The sequence below is a fragment of the Paenibacillus sp. NMA1017 genome (assembly GCF_058895805.1).
The window spans coordinates 55110-75151 of sequence record NZ_JBZXYR010000004.1; the positions used below are offsets into that span (position 1 = coordinate 55110).

Annotated in this window: 19 protein-coding genes and 1 pseudogene; 3 read left to right on the forward strand and 17 right to left on the reverse strand. The window is 42.6% G+C overall.

Annotated elements, in window-relative coordinates; genetic code table 11:
* Positions 1–5: 5 nt before the first annotated feature.
* From AC5ELV_RS12465 to AC5ELV_RS12500, 8 genes are all read right to left on the reverse strand, one after another.
* The gene (locus AC5ELV_RS12465; RefSeq protein ID WP_493430457.1) at positions 6–782 is read right to left on the reverse strand and encodes a ferric iron reductase; all 777 of its coding nucleotides are present in this window, start codon (positions 780–782) and stop codon (positions 6–8) included.
* Position 783: 1 nt separating this feature from the next.
* Positions 784–1827 (reverse strand): ABC transporter substrate-binding protein, encoded by a 1044-nt coding sequence (locus AC5ELV_RS12470; RefSeq protein ID WP_493430458.1) that lies wholly within the window; start codon positions 1825–1827, stop codon positions 784–786.
* Positions 1828–1903: 76 nt separating this feature from the next.
* Positions 1904–2185, reverse strand: a complete 282-nt coding sequence (locus tag AC5ELV_RS12475) for a hypothetical protein (protein ID WP_493430459.1) — start codon at positions 2183–2185, stop codon at positions 1904–1906.
* 363 nt (positions 2186–2548) lie between these two features.
* Positions 2549–3061, reverse strand: a complete 513-nt coding sequence (locus AC5ELV_RS12480) for a YfiT family bacillithiol transferase (protein ID WP_493430702.1) — start codon at positions 3059–3061, stop codon at positions 2549–2551.
* 217 nt (positions 3062–3278) lie between these two features.
* A complete protein-coding gene (locus AC5ELV_RS12485; protein ID WP_019688142.1) occupies positions 3279–3491 on the reverse strand; it encodes a helix-turn-helix domain-containing protein in 213 nt (70 codons plus the stop codon).
* A 582-nt stretch (positions 3492–4073) separates the two neighbouring features.
* Positions 4074–4721: an NHL repeat-containing protein gene (locus tag AC5ELV_RS12490; RefSeq protein ID WP_493430460.1), complete on the reverse strand. Its 648-nt coding sequence runs from the start codon at positions 4719–4721 to the stop codon at positions 4074–4076.
* 176 nt (positions 4722–4897) lie between these two features.
* Positions 4898–5584, reverse strand: a complete 687-nt coding sequence (locus AC5ELV_RS12495; RefSeq protein ID WP_493430461.1) for a hypothetical protein — start codon at positions 5582–5584, stop codon at positions 4898–4900.
* 167 nt (positions 5585–5751) lie between these two features.
* Positions 5752–5976 carry a helix-turn-helix domain-containing protein gene (locus AC5ELV_RS12500; RefSeq protein ID WP_069291285.1) on the reverse strand — a complete coding sequence of 75 codons (225 nt, stop codon included), beginning with the start codon at positions 5974–5976 and terminating at the stop codon, positions 5752–5754.
* A 153-nt stretch (positions 5977–6129) separates the two neighbouring features.
* On the opposite strand from AC5ELV_RS12500, the gene AC5ELV_RS12505 reads away from it, so the two are divergent.
* Positions 6130–6417 carry a DUF6809 family protein gene (locus tag AC5ELV_RS12505; protein WP_493430462.1) on the forward strand — a complete coding sequence of 96 codons (288 nt, stop codon included), beginning with the start codon at positions 6130–6132 and terminating at the stop codon, positions 6415–6417.
* 346 nt (positions 6418–6763) lie between these two features.
* Here the strand turns inward: AC5ELV_RS12505 and AC5ELV_RS12510 are convergent, their stop codons facing one another.
* Positions 6764–7642: a hypothetical protein gene (locus AC5ELV_RS12510; protein ID WP_493430463.1), complete on the reverse strand. Its 879-nt coding sequence runs from the start codon at positions 7640–7642 to the stop codon at positions 6764–6766.
* A 124-nt stretch (positions 7643–7766) separates the two neighbouring features.
* Here AC5ELV_RS12510 and AC5ELV_RS12515 point away from each other — a divergent pair, with 124 nt between their 5' ends.
* Positions 7767–8708 carry a zinc-binding dehydrogenase gene (locus AC5ELV_RS12515; protein ID WP_350339147.1) on the forward strand — a complete coding sequence of 314 codons (942 nt, stop codon included), beginning with the start codon at positions 7767–7769 and terminating at the stop codon, positions 8706–8708.
* Between the two features lie 543 nt (positions 8709–9251).
* On the opposite strand, the gene AC5ELV_RS12520 is transcribed toward AC5ELV_RS12515, so the two are convergent.
* From AC5ELV_RS12520 to AC5ELV_RS12545, 6 genes are all read right to left on the reverse strand, one after another.
* Positions 9252–9815: a hypothetical protein gene (locus AC5ELV_RS12520; RefSeq protein WP_493430464.1), complete on the reverse strand. Its 564-nt coding sequence runs from the start codon at positions 9813–9815 to the stop codon at positions 9252–9254.
* A gap of 233 nt (positions 9816–10048) precedes the next feature.
* Positions 10049–10483, reverse strand: coding sequence for a hypothetical protein (locus AC5ELV_RS12525; protein WP_337682706.1), 435 nt, complete (start codon positions 10481–10483; stop codon positions 10049–10051).
* A 170-nt stretch (positions 10484–10653) separates the two neighbouring features.
* Positions 10654–11157 carry a hypothetical protein gene (locus AC5ELV_RS12530; RefSeq protein ID WP_493430465.1) on the reverse strand — a complete coding sequence of 168 codons (504 nt, stop codon included), beginning with the start codon at positions 11155–11157 and terminating at the stop codon, positions 10654–10656.
* Between the two features lie 140 nt (positions 11158–11297).
* Positions 11298–11840 carry a tyrosine-type recombinase/integrase gene (locus AC5ELV_RS12535; protein ID WP_493430466.1) on the reverse strand — a complete coding sequence of 181 codons (543 nt, stop codon included), beginning with the start codon at positions 11838–11840 and terminating at the stop codon, positions 11298–11300.
* Positions 11841–11896: 56 nt separating this feature from the next.
* Positions 11897–12436 (reverse strand): phage integrase N-terminal SAM-like domain-containing protein, encoded by a 540-nt coding sequence (locus AC5ELV_RS12540; RefSeq protein ID WP_493430467.1) that lies wholly within the window; start codon positions 12434–12436, stop codon positions 11897–11899.
* 309 nt (positions 12437–12745) lie between these two features.
* Complete coding sequence (locus AC5ELV_RS12545) at positions 12746–13129, reverse strand: immunity 22 family protein (protein ID WP_493430468.1); 384 nt, start codon at positions 13127–13129, stop codon at positions 12746–12748.
* A gap of 321 nt (positions 13130–13450) precedes the next feature.
* Here AC5ELV_RS12545 and AC5ELV_RS12550 point away from each other — a divergent pair.
* Positions 13451–14595: pseudogene (locus AC5ELV_RS12550) on the forward strand (multidrug effflux MFS transporter).
* Between the two features lie 410 nt (positions 14596–15005).
* On the opposite strand, the gene AC5ELV_RS12555 reads toward AC5ELV_RS12550, so the two are convergent.
* Positions 15006–17069 (reverse strand): methyl-accepting chemotaxis protein, encoded by a 2064-nt coding sequence (locus AC5ELV_RS12555; RefSeq protein WP_493430469.1) that lies wholly within the window; start codon positions 17067–17069, stop codon positions 15006–15008.
* A 259-nt stretch (positions 17070–17328) separates the two neighbouring features.
* The gene (locus AC5ELV_RS12560) at positions 17329–19935 is read right to left on the reverse strand and encodes a glycosyl hydrolase (protein ID WP_493430470.1); all 2607 of its coding nucleotides are present in this window, start codon (positions 19933–19935) and stop codon (positions 17329–17331) included.
* Between the last annotated feature and the right edge of the window lie 107 nt (positions 19936–20042).

Consider the following 20042-nt stretch of genomic DNA (forward strand, 5'->3'; position numbering starts at 1 on the left):
TGTTTTCATTTTAATTGAGATTTATTCTCATTGTCAATTTTCGGACATTTTCTGCAATATTCCCCTGACATCTGGTAATAAAAACAACAGGTGGTACGCTTGCTTTTCACGGCTGGAATGCTGTCCTTATTTTTTGTGAACCGGGTGAACGGATTTCTTTTTACACCGAACAAATGCCCGGGCGCTCCTTGCGTCAGATATGAAAAATCTGCCTGGATGTGCTGACTTTCTTGCTCAGCATTGTCTACTTCAGGAGTATATAATGGGACAATGCGTATCATGATATTCTCCCAAAGGATACTCATCGAAAGAGGAGCAATCGCAGCAAGCGTCTTTAACAGCGGTGCAAGGTGTAACGCAAACATCTCCTTTACCACCTTTTCCCGCCACACTTCCCTGTCTCCCGTTAGTGCTTCTGCCCGAAGCCCGTTCATAGCCAGAAAAGGAAAACGCGTCTCCCCCTCATTAGCTGTGAGCTTCGGATGATAGAGAAAGCTGTTGTCTAGCCGAAAAGAAACATGCTGATGATGAACGCTCATCGCGGTCAGCAACGGAGCAATCCACAGGTAGCCGATTCGCTTAGCTAACATCGAAGCAGCTACCCTCATGTCAGGCGCACCAATATACTCTTGAAGCCAGCTTAAATACTCTCGGCATACAGCTTCTTCATGTAGTTGACTCAAAGCAATAATACGGACATTATCTTCAGATGGCTCACCAAGCCGAATCGAGTGTTCATCCACCGTTTGCTGCCATAAGTCAGTCGATAGATAATGGTCCATTTTAATTCGATTCCAACAGTGCTTCCGATGCCTGATCTACAATAATATTAATTGCAAGTGGGCCATAATAAGCGATCCAAAGTGTAGAATTAACATCATATGCACGGTTATTTTTGACTGCATCAAGGGATTTCCATACTGAACTGCTATCCAAAGCCTCTGCCTCTGCCGCAAACAACTCATCAGACAGAACAAAATAATGATCTGCTCCAATCTCAGGAACTTTCTCCATCGAAATTTCAACGGAGGTATCCTCTTTGATCTTCTGGACTAATGCAGGCATTTTTAAGCCCAAATCCTCATACAGAATGCCGCCTGTTCGATGCTCAAGACCATGAACACGAATGCCTTCTTTTCTCGGACGAATAAGTGCTACCGTTTCCTCTCCCAACTTCTCCGACAGCTTCTCCTTCAGTCCTGTAATTTTGTCCTCATAAGCCTTACGCACAGTTTCTGCCTCTGCCTGCTTACCTGTGATCGCAGCCACCGTAGCTAACGTATCTCGCCAATCCTCGTAGAAGTCGAGTACGATTGTGGGTGCTATTTTGCTTACATTCTCATACTCTTTCTCTTGGAAATCAGTCATTAAAATAATATCCGGGTCCAACGCTACAATCGCTTCCAGATTGGGCTTGTCCCGTGTACCTAAAACCTGTACGTCACCCGGCTTATCGCCTAAATATTCTGGAAATGTGGTATTGCCTTCAGCGATAACACTGCCTGCCGGCTGCTCGCCAACGGCTAGCAATTGATCCAGAAATTTGACATCAAGCACAGCAATTTTCTTTGGCTTCTCGTTAAGCGTATACTCACCCTTCTTATGCGAGATCGTAACCGGGAAAGCTCCGGCAGTCTGAGACGCTTCATTTGAAGGCGTGTCCGTTGGAGTTGTAGAAGCAGACTGATTGGCGCCATTTGTACCTGCTCCGGCACCGCAAGCCGTCAGTACAAGAACAAGGGCCAGCATCCAGCCCATTAAAAATCGTGATTTATGGTCACCATGTGCCATGCTTCCGGCAGCTTGCCTCTTTGTTCCTTTATTCATGGTGAATCCTCCTTATGTATGATAATGATTTTCATTATCGAAATATAAGGCGAGTATAATATATCTCCACATCGCGTTACCATGTACTTTTGCGACATTTCAGCCGGACTAATGCGACATGTAAACCGCTTACCCAGCTTTTAATTTTTCTGCAATATACAATTGCAATTTGTAAATGTCCGAGTATGGAATATAAACTCCCGTATTCGAAAGCTTCTCCATATATATCTTCATTTACAATTCTATCAGCTCTTTTACTAATTACTGCATAATCATCGTCTAATGTATCAAGCCAACAAAACCAAGAATCTCCCATTTTTTCTTTCCATTGATTTCTACCTCTTGCATCAATGTACATTCAATATCCATTTGTTCCATTGAAACTACAACAGAGGTTTGTATGATAAATTTGTGGGTACTCTTCATTAAATTCTGAATGTGGAAACTCATAAAATGTTCCTTTGGATTCATAAACCATTTTCGGTGAAACATCTATCTTTAATACCCTTTCATCCGCAGATATTTCTAAAACATTTTGCTTTCTCCTTTTATCAAGTATTTCCTATAACGTTCTTGTATTTATGAACCCGTTAGGGGGTGTCTGCTGAAATGCTTCCCTGTAATCCTTCTGGCAGACTAAGGCTCCGAAGGAGCCGCAGCTTGAATATGATGTTATGCGTTGTTACTGCTATCTTTGAACTCCTTACAATTACCCTCTTTCTTATATGTCTTTCCATTTCTCTCTTCTTATTAGGTTTTCGATTTGGGATGCATGGTGTTTGTTGTGCCAAATAAATCTTTGTATAGCTGTAACTAATGTAATTATTCCTAATACTTCAGTTTGTATAGTCCGTTTATAGTCTTCTATACTAAGTTCATTCAGCAACACCAAAAAGCGATGATGCAATACTTCAATAAGTGATAGCGAATTCTCTACGGGCAACTTCTTGTAATCAATTAATTCTCCCCACAGATCTTCTCTATATGTATTTGCTAATGGATTATTTTCAGTTAATCCTCTTTTAAATCTTAGGTACGCATTCATGTCATTATCAGCTAAGTGATGTATGACCTGCCTTACTGTCCAACCGTTCGGCCGATGCGGAGTCTCCAATTGGTATTGTTCAAGACCAATCAGCAATGTATTTAATCGCTTAATTAGCTCAGGAATTTGTTTAATAAGATTTATTATTTCATCATTTGAAAGATTGTTTTTGGGTTGAAATTGACCAATCGGATATTAGACTTGATCCATTGTATTTCTCCTTTCTTCTTTAGAATTGCAATAATTACGCATAACGTTCCTGTATTCATGAACCCCAAAGGGGTTGTCTGCTGAAATGCCTCTCCGAGATCCACTTCGCAGACCAAGGCTCCAACGGAGCCGCTACTTGAATATTATGTTATACGATGGAATCACTTCTTCGGTTAACCAACATTCATTCTTGATTCTAATCTGTCATTTGTTCTGCTATATGTTCCAATAAATCTCCTGGCTGACAACCTAAAGCCGCACATAATTTATCAATCACTTCTAATGACACATATTCGTTCGTATTGAGTTTCGCCATTGTAGCAGACGAAATACCTGTCATTTTCAATAAATCCTGCTTCTTAATCTCCCTGTCGATCAATAATTTTTGAAAAGGCTTATAACTAATCATCTGATATTCCTTTCACGCATCAAGTGAATTTTTCTTTAATTATATGAAAGTATATTTTCTTTATCAAAAACATCTTCAACATGTATTGATTTAAATATTTAATAAAGTAAAATTATATTTAATAAATTCAACTTTTATTCATAAAATCAAATACATTGGATGGTATTCAAAATGTATAATTCCTTAGAAGTCTTGCTTGATTCACTGATTCAGACTCGAATTGAATCTTTATATGGCGAGCTTATCAAAAACAACTGCAGCTACAACCAGTTCTCATCCGAACGGAATCTCTACTTCAAGCAGTTACATGAAGGAGTACCGGAGAATATACAGAAGACCCTATTTCTTTACGATGATGCTGAGCTTTCTGTTCAAGCTATTTTAGAACATGAAATTTATTTGCTAGGTTTTAAGGACGCTCTTCATCTGCATAACGAATTACATATATCTTTAGATTGAGAGCCTTCTGGCTCTTTTTCATTTTGATTCAGTCGTATAACGTATGTACATTCCTGAAATGCCTCCGGCGACCAAGGGGCGAATGCCCCGCAGTAGGAATGTGATGTTAGGCGATGCAGACAGTTATACCCGAAAAATTCCTGACTTCAGTCTTACGATCTCATAGTTATTAGATCTTATATATTCCCATACCGGTTCTCTAAATTCTTTATAAGAACTTATTACTTTACTCTCCGGATCTATAGTACATATTCGTTGATTTCCCATATCACAGACGTAAAGAAGTTCATCGTAAAAGTATATACTTTCAGGTAAGTTAAATAAGGTTCCTTCAATGTCTCCTATAGAATACAATTCTTTGTATGTTTTAAGGTTATAACACTTTATTGTATTCCTTGTTGGGTAAACAACCCAAATCAGATCCTCAGAAACAGCAAAACCATAGACTGTATCAAATATATCTTGATGGATAAATTCTAGATTTCCGTTACTGTCAAACTTATGAATGTCTGATTGTTGATAGTATGATACATAGACGGAGCCATCTAATGACCTGCATGAATCAGTTATATTGTCCTGAAAATAATTCATAATTTCAACATAGTATGGACCGTACTTATGATAAAAGTATTCTTGTTTAGAAATAGTATTCACCTGTGAATTGGACCACTTAGCATAACCAAGCTCTTCACCTTTTTCACCCATTAGGTGAAAATAAGCCTCTTCTTCATCCTCGAATATTCCCCAGCCTCTTCTATGTATTAACTGCATTATATTCCTTCTTCCTTAAGCTCAGTTTCGCCTAACGTTCTTGTATTCAAGCCCCCAGCGAATGCTGGGGTGTTCTGTAGCTATCTCCTTCTCCGAAATCCTTCTGCGGGTCGAGGGCCTATGCTCGATGCGTGAATAGTATGTTATCAGATGGACTATGACAATTTTGAAGGTATTCACAAAATTTCTTCTGCCTTTAATATTTCATTTGAGAACTGGTCCACAGCCAACCACGTTGAAACATCCTCTTCGATATTCTTATTCCAAGCAATTAAAAAATGTACTTGGCATATCTCATTAGAATCAATTAGTGTCATAGGAATTTTAATGCCTTTATCAGAACTTAGGATAAAACCGTGCTTTTCAAAGTCAGAGTTTAAACATAGCGATTTAGGAATCATATCTCCTTGATTTCTTCTTGCCATTAACATATCCCCGTCTTGTGTCCCCAAGTGTAAACGGTATACCTGATTCTCGTATTCGACAGCTGCAAGATCTTCCCCAGTATTAGATTCATAATCTGTCCAACTGTAACCCTCCTTCCAAGAGGCAGAAAAGCTGCACGTACTTATTTGAGTGTTCGCATGAGGCTTTATTCTAAAAACTGCTCCCCAACATTCTTCTACTGTCAGATGTAAAGCGAGATTGAGCTTGGGTCTACAGACAACTAGCTCACAATCAAATGAATCATAATAATATTTATATAATGATCCACCATTTTTGAGTTTATAACTTTGTTCTGGATGATAGAAGTTATCAGAGACTGTGAGTGAAAATTCAATTATTCCAAGAGGAGTATGTATTTGTGGCTGTAAGAGATTGTTTTCTTTAATTAAGACTTGTTCTCCATGAAATAGCTTCATTATTTCCCTCCTCATAGTCTTTCTGATAACGTTTCTGTATTCATGAACCCCAAAGGGGTTGTCTGCCGAAATGCCTCCCCGAAATCCATCCGCAGACCAAGGCTCCGAAGGAGCCGCTGCTTGAATATTATGTTATACGACGGATTCACTTCTTGAATCTGCCCTCATTATTGATTATCTCCAGGTAGATATTCAATCAAATCAGATAATTTACAGTTAAATGTATCGCAAAGCTTGAATAAAGTCTCCAGCTTTGTTGTTTCTATATTCGTTTCCCTATATAGCTTATTAATTGAATTCCGACTCAATCCCGATTTCGCCATCAATTCTGTTATATCATCTATTCGATGTTCTGCCATGAGTTCCCTTATATTGCACTTGATTACAGTCATCTTTTCCCCTCCATAATTCTATCTTATCTTCCATATCAGTAATCATCAACGAAAAGCAAAGATTTAACTCTACAAAGTCAAATATTCACCTTGCAATTAACTCTATAAGGTTATATAATAACTTTATAGAGTTAATGAAAGGAGGAACAACATATGATTAATGCATTAGAATCATTGGCAGAACCACTTATAAGAATACGTTTAGAATTACTCTATGCTGAGCTTCTGGAGTACCATACGGAGTACAATCAGCTTTCTTCGGAGACAGATCGGTACTTTAGAACGCTTCGCGAAGCGTTACCCGATCAACTTCAACATACGGTTTTTCTGTACGAAGATGCTCAAATTTCTCTCCAATCCATCTTAGAAAGAAGCATCTACATACAAGGTTTCAAAGACGCTCTACAGCTCTTTAATGAATTGAAAAATTCTAACATCTAGAGGATCATATGATCCTCTTTCCTATTGTTTTTGATTCTGTCGTATAACGTTTCCGTGTTCACGACGTCCAACTCCCTTAAGGCCCGTAGGGCCGGCCGCAACGCGGTAGAGAGTTGGATGTGTCTGCTGAGTTCGCTTCCTTGAAATCACTCTGGCAGACCAAGGGAGCGTTAGCGACCGCAGTAGGAACATAGTGTTATATGATATCAGCGCCTTCTTCGAATTACCTACAAATTTATTTTCTTCCAGTCTTAAATTAACGTCCTCCGTTAGCTTAATTAACCACCTTATCCCGAATTATCAGATACCAATAACTTTTTGATTTCATCCTCTTGTTAGTGTTGGGTTAGACAAATGCACAATCAGCTGGACATCCCAGGTTCTCGAAAACTGTACGCGCGGCAGAATCTACCGGCAGGAAAACCTCAATTTGCGGATATAAGCGGCTACCTTCGGAAATCGAAACCTGTCTGTAGCGAATGGCAACAAGCTCATCGGAGCTTTCCATTCTGGCTAGTATGGTTTGTATTTGATCAACCTTTGCCCCTACATCCGGCACATTCAGATATTCGTCCACGTTATATTTCTGAACTCTATCAAACAATTTTTGATACCACGCATCATAACGCGAGAGCATGTGCTCCCTCTTGAAGGCGTGTATCCCGTATTTGGCGTGCTCCTCCCACTGCTCAAAAGACGCTTTGTCAAAAGTGGAGCGGGGCCTGATAGGCAAATCGGAATTAAAATGAAAATCGACCCTATTCATTAAACCGTCATATGAACGTTCGAGAGGGATATCGAACAAATGACGAAACGGCTCGTTAACCCCCTTAATGTCCTGCGTGTGTGTTACGATCATGGCGGGAAAAGGAATGATCGTCATCGTTTGCTGAGCCCACTCCAATGCACGCTCCAACGACCGCCCCTCCAATTCGGTCAGGATCGGAAGATAACCGGCTGCTAAAAGCAAATCGTTACGCTCGTCGGATGTACACTCAAGATATTCTGCAATATTTATAATCGTCTGACGATCCGGTATGCGGCGGGTACGTCCAACCAGCAGATTTTTATACGAAGGAAAAGCCTCGTCGTTCAGCTCTTGTTGAGTAAATCGTTTCAAGGACGGGTGAGGTCGGTCGGCAAGCTTTTGCTGGCGTTTCACCCGCAGCGCTTCAATTTCTCCCATTACGATTTTATGTCTGGAATTCTCCGTATCTATATCCATCTTCTCATCCCTCCTCTTATGAAGTGTAGTTCTGCACTTGGGCCAAACATTTATTTAAAGTATACTCCTCATTGAAATTGAAAGTCATCTAATGACACACAACCATACATGGAGGAGAAATCATATGATTCGTACCATTGTAGTTGATCCGCTTGCCCCGTCACATTTGGCGTTCAAGGAAGTTGACGCCCCGGAGGCAAAGCCTTGGGAAGCGCTCGTGCAAGTAAAGACCGTCTCTCTCAATCGCGGTGAAGTGAAAGACGCTAAGAATCAGGAAGCATCCAGCCGCCTCGGCTGGGATTTCGCCGGAATTGTCATCGAGCCGGCCAAGAGCGGTGCAGGTCCACAAAAAGGGGCCCGGGTTGTTGGTTTGCTCCCGATGGGAGCCTGGAGCGAGCAAGTTGCGGCCCCCGTATCGATGCTGGCCGAAATCCCAGAAAAGCTCACTTTTACGGAGGCGGCGACACTCCCCATAGCAGGGCTCACGGCTCTCTATGCACTCCGCAAAGGTGGCATGCTGCTTGGCAAACGTATTTTCATTACAGGCTCTACCGGCGGGGTTGGTCTATTCGCCCATCAGCTTGCAGCCCAATCCGGCGCATTCGTTGTAGGTACGGCAAGCTCGGAAGAGAAGGCCGAGCTTGTTCGGGAGGCCGGATCCGACGAAGTGATCATTGGATATTCCGAAATTTCATCAGCCCGCAAATTTGGGCCATACGATCTGATCATCGATTCAGTAGGCGGCAATACACTGGCGGCGTTGCTGCCGCAGCTAGCGCCCCAAGGGGTTTGCGTTGCGGTAGGATTTTCCTCTTCAAATACCGCAACGATCGATATGATGAATCTGGTAACCAGCGGAGGAAGAACCTTGTACAGCTTCTTTTTAGGCGAGGAACTCACTCGTCAATCAGCAGCGGACGATCTGAGCCTGCTGGCCCGGCTAGTCACAGTTGAGCGGTTAATCCCCCGGATCGAAGTGGAGGCGCCTTGGACCGAAATTGACACCGTTGCCCGTAATCTGATGGAACGGAAATTCTCCGGCAAAGCCGTGCTTCACATAGTTTGATTGTATAAGTTTGCAACTATAATGCCAGAAACCTAAAAACGAATCTGAAAAAGAACCGGCAGCGGTACTCCCTGACTCGTTTCGAATAGGGAGTACCGCTGCTTTTAAATGAACCCGGCTATTTGATCTTTATATTTGGTATAGTAGTCCATCCAGTTTTAATATGAAGACAGCTTTTTTCTCCGCCCTCAGTGGCCCCGTTTCAAAATCATCCGCATACAAGGATTAATAACTGCTAGTTCGACAAATTACTAGCTCCTATCTCATCAGAAGAGGGGTTATTGTCGCTAGCTGAATTATATGACCAGGGTAATACGAAGGAAAAAAGTTTTCATTGTTAAAAATGTCCATTTTCTCTCACTATCCTGTCCGTTCGTTGAAAAAATATGATTTTAAAAAGTATTAGTGTATTGCGCTGATTTCCGATAACGTTCCTGTATTCACGACTCAGCGTATGCTGGGTGGCCGGCGACTGCCGGACCAAGGACGAATGTCCGCAGCGTGAATATTATGTTAGGTGATGTACAAGTCTTCTTCGAATCTCTAAAACTCAGTTTCTAACTTCTTAATTAAGCTTTCTATTGTTCCGAAATCAGTATTATACAAAAAGACACCTCTTATATTTGAAAATTCATTTTCTTTCTTTGGGGTAGGATATCGCCCATCCCAAATTGTATAGCTTGTTAACCTATTTATTATTTCTTCTTCACTCTCTGTTATTTCAATTTCCAAGTAACTTACGAGATCTTTAAGGTTATGACTTAATCTAAACATCTTGTTTAAGCTTGCTTGATTATGAGGTTCTCTTGAGATAAAAATTCCTTTCAAAAAAACCTCTACTGCAAAACCAATCAGTAACATATACGAATTTGATAGGTTAGTTGAATTTAAAGTAACTCTTAAGCCTTGGGATTCATCATTCAACTCATTATTTAATTCTTGTTGAATACTGATTTTCAAAATATTCGCCACAGAAAATAAATCATGCGCTTTTATGTACCAAGAATCTTTGTTATAAATTGTTTCCGAAAAATTAGAACCAAATGTGGAAATTCTTTTATTAATGATATCCATATCACCAAAGAATTTTATGCTGTTAACATCCATGAGTTATACCTCTCTATGATTTTACTTGTATTTCACCTAACGTTGTTGTATTCACGACGCCCCACCACCTTAAAGGAACGAAGTGACTGGCCGCAACGCGGTTGGGTGGTGGGGGTGTGTTCGCCTGAATCCACTTTCAGCTTTGCCTCATCGGGCGAACCGAGGGCCGAAGGTCCCGAAGCGTGAATATTTTGTTATCTGAAGGATCGGTCTGCTTGAACTACTATCAATAACTATTCAACCTTTACTTCAGCAATAAAGAAATTCTCTCCAGGTATTGAATCTCCAGCCATTCTTCTTATCATTGACAATTGACCAACATGTGTCATTGCATCTGATAATGGTCCTTGAATCAGTTTTTCGATAATTCTATCTTTATTTGGTATTCCATTTGATTTTATTAAATTGTCTAAGTTATGCAGCTCATTAAAAAATGTCTGTACTTCGTCATTCCAGTTTCCTGATTCTTTCTTAAGTTGTACTTGGTTATCAAAAACGGATTGGGCATATCTTATGACATCAGACATGTGTGCCAAAATTTCAATTGGAGTTCTTACACCGTTACCGAGCTCATAATTCGGGTAATTACTTGGAGCATTTAGAATTGCTTTTGAACATCGATACTTGAGAGACGAGAGGTAATGTCTTAAAAAGTAAATTTCATCCATTTTTATTATCCCCTTTTCTAATTCTTCTCTTTTTAAAGTTCTACCGATCTTTCATATAACGTTCCTGTATTCACGACCCAGAGTATGCTGGGTGTCCGGCGCATGCCGGGCCAAGGACGAATGTCCGCAGCGTGAATATTATGTTATGTGATGTCTGCTTCTTCTTCGAACTACTTAGACAGCTTGTTTGATTTCTTTGCCATGCTTTTAAACTCTTCATATTTCTCTTTAGCAGCTTTAATTTTACTTTCCACTACATAAGGAGCATCATCTGAAAAACTGGGTAGTTTCTCATTTATGTAATCGTATAATGATTTTTTCTCAGCAGTCGTTGGAATTATCGGCGCAACAGGTATAGGTAGTGGCTTATCTTCTACTCCTACTCCCACTCCTACATGCAAATCAGCCATCCCAAAAGAAAGAAAATTATGAATAGCTCTTTTTCTATCTTCTTCTGTCTGTTTATAATTTCCGTCCGAATCTAAATGAAATCTATCAAATTCCACCATAAGTAGTTTATGCGGCTTCCTGTCTTTATTCCTGTAATATAAGATCACTTCAAGTACTTCCTCACCTGATAATTGAGGAACGGATTTATGCTTATGATCTTTAGGTCGGGCGATCTTTATAACTTTGCCTGCACGAGATACAAATAAATATCTGCTTTGAATCATCTATCTCACTCTTTCTCTCTTATTTAAGCTGATTTCACATAACGTCTTATTTACGAACTTCCGAAAAAATGCTCTCTTCGTCCTATTCACGAACATCGTGAATCCTGCACTTTTCTCCTTATTCCCGCACTTTCTGCGTTTCAATCGTCCAGCCCGCCCAGCCGATCTAACGGACTTTGAATCCGCCCAATGTCCCGCCTGCTCACATGTGTATACCGCTCCGTCGTTCGCACACTCTGATGCCCTAGCAGTTCCTGAATATAGCGAAGATCAATCCCATTCTCCAGCAAGTGGGTCGCAAAGGAATGCCTTAGCGAATGGATACTCACCTGTTTGCGAATGCCCGCTTCAGCCAGCGCTTTTTCAAACACTTTCTGCGCTGAACGTTCCGTCAGGTGGCGGCCTTTTCTCTGCCCTGGAAACAGCCAGTCTGCTGGCTGCTCCCCCCCTATATACTGCTCGACCACCGCAAAAGCCGCTTCGGAGAGCAGCGTTTGCCGATCCTTCCTGCCCTTTCCCTGACGGACTTTCAGCACTTTCCGTTCACGGTCGCAGTCTTCAAGACGCAACCTCACCACTTCGCTTACCCGCAGCCCGGATGTATACGTCAGGTACAGAATAGCCTTATGCTTTAGATTTTTCACTGCTTTCAACAGACGCATAACCTCATTCAGGGACAGCACATCAGGCAGTTTACTCTCCTTTTTCGGACGAACATAGGCGGCGGATTTGGGCTGCTTTAGCACATGGCGAAAGAAAATTTCAGCGCGCTGATCGCTTGGTTAACATAAGCGTGCGAAAGGCCTTTTTCGAGCAGCGCCAACGCATATTTTTGCACCGTCGCATCATTTATGCTTGCTTCGGTCCCTTGCAATCTTGCAAAAAAGCGTTCCGTTTGCGATATGTATGCTTTAATCGTCTTGCTGCTGTAGCCCCTTGCCACCAATGCATCGCGCATTTCTTGCCGCTGATCCGGGTTCCATTCACCTCGTTCCGAAGAAGAGGGAACCGCATTAGCCTGCGTGTCCCGCCGATCCAGCCATTCCCGGATGAACGGCAGCTCTTTATTCAAGCGCTCGTCGCACTCGAACTTGCAGCTCCGATACGCTCCCAACAGGCTTTCTACAGCCGAGATACTGTAAGGAATGGTCCATATTTTTTCGTCTGGAACCCATTTCCTGCTCGGTATGGATCGAATCCCTTCTCGCTCCTTGACTCCGTATCGCTCCAACCGTACGCCGATCGTTTTTTCATCCCGATAAAGTAGGTTTATCTTCATCTCACTTGCCTCCTTAGTATATCAGCCGTTCAAAAAATTGGAAATCTAATTTTACACAAAAAAAGGGACTTAAGATGGATATTCATCTTAAGTCCCTGATTCTTTCAGAGTAAATTATTGATCCATTAAGTTCAATTTACATTATCATAAAATGTCTTACCTTTACTTGTCCAGTTCCTCCGTCACATCATCCCATAGCAACGCCGTCACCTTCTCCAACAAATCCCCCGGCATAAGGTTCAGTAGGTATCCTCTTGGAACTTCCCCACCTCACCGCAGAAACAAAAGAAGAGCCTGATTATTTGTTTCTCATTTATTAAGAAAATAAGGATAAGCCGCTAAAAAGCGTAGTTTCCCACCGTTTCTTTCAGGCAAACCGCTTACATTACAATCATATATAAAGAACAACGAATTATATTTACCATCTATTTTACTCAAGTCATTTAATAGTGGAGATAAAAAAGAATCAACATAGGAAACATCTCTTATGCCCTCATCTGCTCCATCGATCAGAAAGACTCCTTCAGCAAAATCTTCGTCAAAATCATCTATTTTATGGTCATTTAAAAAACCGCTAAAAACATCCTCATTCTCATCTTCCGGGTAATTTATCTCAACATATTCAAATAACTCATCATCAGAGGCAAAGTGACCGTACCAGACGGACACCATATTTTTTTCAAAGCAATTCATATCTTCACCCCGCTAAAATTTCAGTTAACACGTATGGTCTATCTGTATCCCCGCAACAGCTACCATGAACCCTACCTCCACAACGGCTGTTGAATGAAGGAATCTGTTCACCTTTGCTTCGCAGTAACTATATCAGATACACGCCTACCTTTGTACCAAAAGAAGCAGAAAGCATCCTATTAAAAATTCTGCTATAATATTTTCCAGTGTCATTCCCCCTTATCAAATAAAAAGGTGAACAACCATGCTATCATTTTCCAGATTAATTAAATGCAAACCCCCGATCCCGTAATTCCTTTGCCAGCTTATTGAGATTTTTGAATGATAAGGGGGATACTGGCTGTGCAAAGAAAAATCTCAAATCCATCGTTGTTGTTATTCATTATCCTTGTCGGTTTCCCGCAGATTAGTGAAACGATATATACACCTTCCTTGCCGGATATTGCTCGTCATTTAGGAGCAAGCAATAGCATGATCCAGCTAACGCTCAGTGTGTACTTTCTGGGCTTTGCCTTCGGTGTTTTTTGCTGGGGAAGGCTGTCCGATTCTATCGGACGCCGTCCGGCCATGCTATGGGGTATTCTTGTGTATGCAATAGGCTGTCTTGGTTGTTACTTGTCTGCTCTGTCCAATGGTTATTGGTCTGTCGATTTATCCAGGCTTTCGGGGCCAGCGTCGGCTCTGTCGTCACTCAGACCATTTTGCGTGAGCACTTTGATGGGAGCCGTCGTCATGAGATGTTTGCCCAGATTTCCGCAGCGCTTGCATTTACACCCGCCATAGGACCACTCATTGGCGGATGGGTCGATCAATCGCTGGGCTTTCGGGCGGTATTTTTCACGCTCGTTGCTATAAGTGTAGCGATATGGTCATATACTTGGACTTCCCTACCGGAGTCCCGAGTGGAATCTACAGTGAAAATCAGTATTCTTGCTGTGACAAGACGCCTCCTCACTGATCGCAGAGTGTGGGGATTCGGGTTTCTCATCGGGGCAACCAACGGCATATTGTTCAGCTATTATGCGGAAGCACCATTTATCTTTATTAAATTTTTTCATATGAGTCCTGGTGTATTTGGTTTCTTCGGTATCCTAGTGGCGCTATCCTCCATATGGGGAGCGATGCTATCCAGAAGAATGCTGATCCGATTACAGGCAGAGCAAATTATTATGCGCGGCTCGATCATTTCAATGGTGGGCGCTATTAGTTTGACAGTGCTTGCTGTTATCGGAATAAAAGCTACCCTATCTGATCTGGTGCTCATCCTCATAAGCATTTTCATTCTACTGCTAGGCATAGGCATGACGATTCCGAACTGTCTCAGTCTGGCGCTGATCCAATATGGAGATGTTCTCGGTACAGCAGGAGCGATCTTCGGATTGGGTTACTATGTGATCGTTAGCTTGATTACCAGTGGCATGAGCCTTCTGCATAATGGATCATTGGTAACAATTTTTTCAGTCTGACCATTGCTATGGTTCTGGTAAGCCGGCTGCTTGCTCAATCTAAAGTGAGATAGTCTGGTATTTCAAACAATTTATCATCGTTAGCGCTGACTTTAGCTATAGTGAGCGACCATAGATGAACGAAGAGAAAGAGCCTGTATATTCGCAGGCTCTTTCTTCTCAACATTATAGCCGCCGAGCAAACACATTCTTGGTAAAAATATGCTTATCGTATGTCAATGAAAAAAGGATTCGACTCCCATTAACCGCCTTAAATCTGCTGTTGAAATAAATAGCATCCTCTAGTTCCATATTCCCTACAGTTAATTACGAAGAAAACCAATGGCAACTAGGAAAATGTGAAATTGAAAAAGCCCGCGCTGCACGCGGGCTTTGCTGTATATAAGTCAAAATCTTGCCTAGTAGACCTGTTACTCAACCTTAAACTGCTTTAATTCGTCTTGCAGCTTAGTGGACAATTGGTTTAATTGTTTGGATAGTTCAGCAACCTGTTCGAAGCTCTCCAATTGTTCCTGCGTGCTGGCACTAACCTCTTCGGTTGAAGCGGAATTCTCTTCTGTGGTGGAAGAGATGATCTCCAGCGCCTGCAAAATCTCATCTTTGTGCTTGTGGACTTTGGAGGTGTTCGTGCTGATCTGGATCATTCGCAATTTCAAATCTTCCAAATCCTTGTTAATGCTAAAGAATACTTGCTTCGTGTCCTCCACCGATCTGGCATTTTCTTCTGCAATTTTCAGACCGTGAACCGTATGCTCAACCGATACGCTGGTTTTTTCTTCAATCACACGTACCTTCTTGTAGATTTCCTGTGTCGCCAGCGCCGTCTGCTCAGCCAGCTTGCGAACCTCCCCGGCAACCACAGCAAACCCTTTGCCCTGTTCTCCCGCACGCGCAGCTTCAATGGAAGCATTGAGCGCCAGCAGGTTGGTCTGCGTTGCAATTTGGTTGACCGTATCCACGATGCTGGAAATCTCATGACGGCTCAGATCAATCTCCTGAATAATAGACGACATCGCTTGTGTGGAATTGTGATTCTCTTCCGCCCATCTGGAAAGCTGATCTACTACTGCAAGCCCTTGTCCGCTTTGCTCAGCAGAGGTTTGCACCATCGTTTCGATGGTTTTGGCATCATTGGCAATTTCGTCAATTTGGCCGGATAAAGCTCCGGTTTTTTGTAAAATGTTATCCGTTTCGATGGATTGGTAGTTCGTTGCATTGGCAATCTCATTAATTGCTGTCGCAGTATCATTCATCGTGATCGCGGTTCTGGAAGAAATGGATTGCAAATCATTTGAAGACTGATTCAAGACTTGAGCTGAGCCGCCCACCATTTGGAGCATGCCTTGAATTTTTTGAACCATATTGTAAATTCCTTGAGAAATTTGCCCGATTTCGTTGTTGGAATGCGTATCAAACTGAACGGTCAAATCTCCATTTTCAATCAGCTTGATTTTTGCAAGCAATTTTGGGATTGATCTCAACAGATAACGGAGCGTTATATAAGAAATCACAACCAGCAGAATGGTGGCTGCGGCAAAGCCGCCAATGGTAAGCCAGGTAAAGGTTTTTAATTCTGTGAGCACCTCTTCTTCTGAAATGGTTAAGCCTACAGACCACCCCGTATCTTTACTGGTTGCATACCCAATATAACGAGGTTCCCCATTATCATTAATGAGCTGTACTCCGGACTCACCAGCAATCATTTTCTTTCCGATCTCCCCAAGATCACCTGTGCTTTCGTTAATCTTTTCTTTCAGCACTTTATTTTGATCAGGGTGATACAAAATATCACCTGTTTTGGATGCAAGAATCGAATAGCCTGTGCTTCCAAGCGAATAGCTTTGCATAACGGCAGGGATGTCTTTGAAAGCAATATCGACAGCAGCAAATCCGATTAATTGGTTACTGCTATCTTTAATCGGATAGAAAATGCCCATGAGCACATTACCCGAATTGACGTCCTTATAGGGTTCTGAGTAGTATAAACCGTTTGCTTCAACTGCCGGTTTAAAGTACGGGCGTGTATTGATATCGAAATCCGGTTTGGAAGCAACACCATCGTTCTGGAGAAAGAAGCCTTTACCAGATATTCCTGCAATCCAGGCGTCGGCAAAAGATGGCTCTGCCTTTACAATGGCTGCCAACGTCGCTACTGTTTCCGCAGCATAAGGAGAAGTTTTCACCATTTCTACCGATGGGGTGGTTTCTAAATATTGCTTAAAGGTGTTGTTCGTTGACATTTGCTGGACAAGTGAGCCCTTTTCCTTAAACAACGCATCGAATTGACTAACCATGGCCTGCGTCTTGGTCTGGAGCATGGCCTCTTGCTGCTTGACAAGTATGCTTTGCGTGCTTGCAAACATGAACGTCCCCAAGGTTGCAAAGACGACAACGATAATGACTAACAAGACCATGGCCAATGTGTTCGCGATACTGGATGATCTGAATACGCGCTTCTTCATATTTTGTGACATGCTGCCATCTCCCCGAGGAATATTGAGCGAAAAGCTCTTAGATAATATGTCGGAAGTTCGCAGCTGTTTTAATAGGTTTTTAGTATACACAATTTAAAGTTTTCACAGGAGCTCCAAATGCCACAGGTATGCAGAAGATGCAGCGTATATCCGAATGAGCGCAGGCCTAACCGCTTCAGTTTGCAGCGGTTAGGCCTGCTATTGCTCTACTTTTTCAGATACGAGATCCTCCACACATACTTCGGCTGTATCGTCTCCACTAATTTATCAAGCTTACAGTTGGGTCAAGGACCGCTTTAATCTCATCAAAGTACATCGTGCTAGTCAGTTTGGCCCCATCCACAGCATTCGTATAAATGCTGAATTCTGTCACACTCTTAAGTCGATCTTTAGTGATTGAGCCTTGCGTACCATGCACGGGAACAAATTCATTAAAAGGCATTCTCTCCAGATGCGGCTCTGTATTGGTCGTCTTAGGATAGTATTCGAACAGCTTGCCGTCCATCTTGAGTTGAATCACAAGCTTCTGCCCTTGACCATCCGGTGTGAACTGCATCTGAAGCTGATTGAATGCTGACCAGTCTACACCGCTGAGTACCTTAGTGACTCCTGCGTAACCTTGAGTAGACAAGTTATACGTATACTTGAGCTGATGTCCACCTTTAGCATCATCTGACAAAGCCACCTGAACTTCATCGCCACTGCTTGCACGAACATACTTGGACTGGAGGATTTTGTTACCGCTATCGCCAGTTCCGTAGGATTCGAAGTCATCCACAACAGCCGGGTCCAAGGATGCCTCATAATAAGCATTGTAGAGCTGAATCTGATCCACATAGACTGGACCGCTTTTCAAACCACTGCCTACAATTGATACCGCCAGGCCCTCAGTTGCACTGGTTGGTGCCTTCATATCGATGACAGCCTCATACTCATAATAGGCGGTATTATTAATTTTAGCTTGCCCAAGCGAAGACACCTTCTTCAGCGTCTCCTCTTGACCATACTTCGTCTCCGACTGCCCTGGAATCATGGCCACTGCACGAAGCGAAGCGCCATCAACTGTCGAATTTACCGGAACGAGCAGTTTGAGCTTAATGCGATTCACCTGCTTGTAATCTACACTCGGATCTTGGAGCAGCATCTTAAACTCCTGCCAAGTCTGGCTTGGATCAAGACCGTTTACATTGATCTTGAGCATGCCATTTCCTTTCAACTGAACACGGCTGAAGGAAGTCTTCACGCTATTCGGGTATGCTCCGTTATTTCGAATTTCGTTCAGTTCCTTCGTATGATCGAAGCTGTAGGACTTGATCGGAATTTCGTTCACTCTGACGAATACCTGAATCTGTTGACTCAGCGTGACACGGTTTCCTTGATATACCTTAACTGCAATATTTGCCGTCTTGCCGTTCAGTTCCAGTGGCGGGGTCCAGTCGGCTGCATAAAACCCATTCGAATCAAGCTTCATCTGTTGCTCTTTCTCAAGTCCGCTGGCTGTGAACGTCACCTTGGTCGGCTTGGTATCCAGCACGCGAGCCAAAACTTTTGTCGTCCGGCGTGTGACAGAGGAGCCTTCTATCGGAGCAGCAATATGCATAAACGGTTCTTTGGCAATCGTATCCACCTTATAATCATAGACACCCTTCACATCCTTAAGGAAGCCTGTATAATCATTCCGATAATAGTTTACGAAATCATTCAACAACTCGTGGTCTCCAAGACCATTCGGTGCGTTCTTATATGGAACGAACAAATTGCCGTTCGTGCTGAAGTTCGCCCAAGTAAGCATATAGGACATGCGCTTCGCATCCGGATTGGACTTGATCGCATTCAGCACCTTAGTGAACCATTCCGTATCCAGGTTACCGCTGGCCTTCATTCCGCTGGGTGAGTATCCGAATTCAGAGAAGGTTGAGACCTTGCCGGTAAGGTCGGCCAGTCTGGAGATCATTGCAAGGTCACTAACCAATCCGTTCAAAAATGACTCTGTTCCTGGTTTAGCATCATTATCGTATTGATCCATTCCCAGGACATCAACATACAAGTCTCCAGGATAAGTGGTCAAATAGTGATCTTCTTTACCGCCAAATGGCCCATTCGGAGAATATACATATAGGAAGTTGTGAACTCCCTTATTATCCCGTAAATATTCGACCGTATAACGGTATAGTGCTACATACTGACTTGACGTGGTCGTCTTAGACCCCCACCAGAACCAGCCGCCATTCTGTTCGTGGAACGGACGAAACAGCACAGGGATTTGCTTACCTTGATCATCCTTGAGATCCTTGGCGAAGACTGCAATCTGATCGAGAAAGGCATTGAAGTCTTCATTCTTATCCCCTCCCGGTAAAATATGCTCGACTACATTGCCCGCAGTATCGTTAAAGCTACCTCCGGTCACAAAATTCGGAAAATGGGTACTCAGATTAAGAATAGCCCCCATCTCATGAGCCTGCTTCATAGAAGAAACCAGATTGCGGCGGCTCTGTTCAAGATCGCCAGCGACGCCCGGCTTCTCCTTGCCTTCAAGACTCAAGGTATCCCAACCGAAGACGGCAGGATATTCACCAACGGAGTTGTATACATCAGATTGAACCCCTGCCGCATCCGGCTTCAAGGTGATACCTTCATCTGTAGCATGCTGATGCCCGAACAAGATCTTTTTGCCCCGAATATCATTCAAATAGGCGAACAGAGAGCGGGTCTCTGCAGTTGCCTGAGGATCAACTAAAGTAATTTTGCCTGGCTGCTGTGTGACTACAGTGGGCTCTTCCTGGCTCGCAGCCCATGCTGGAGAAACTATCGAAAAGGTAAGAATAACAGTAAGTAGAGATACAGAATATGACTTCAATCCTTTCATGTAAACGCCTCCATTTATCGAATGATGAAATAACATTAAGCAAACAAATGCTAACAAAACGAAAAATAAACTACATAGCGAAACAAAAACTCACGCCACCTTTCATT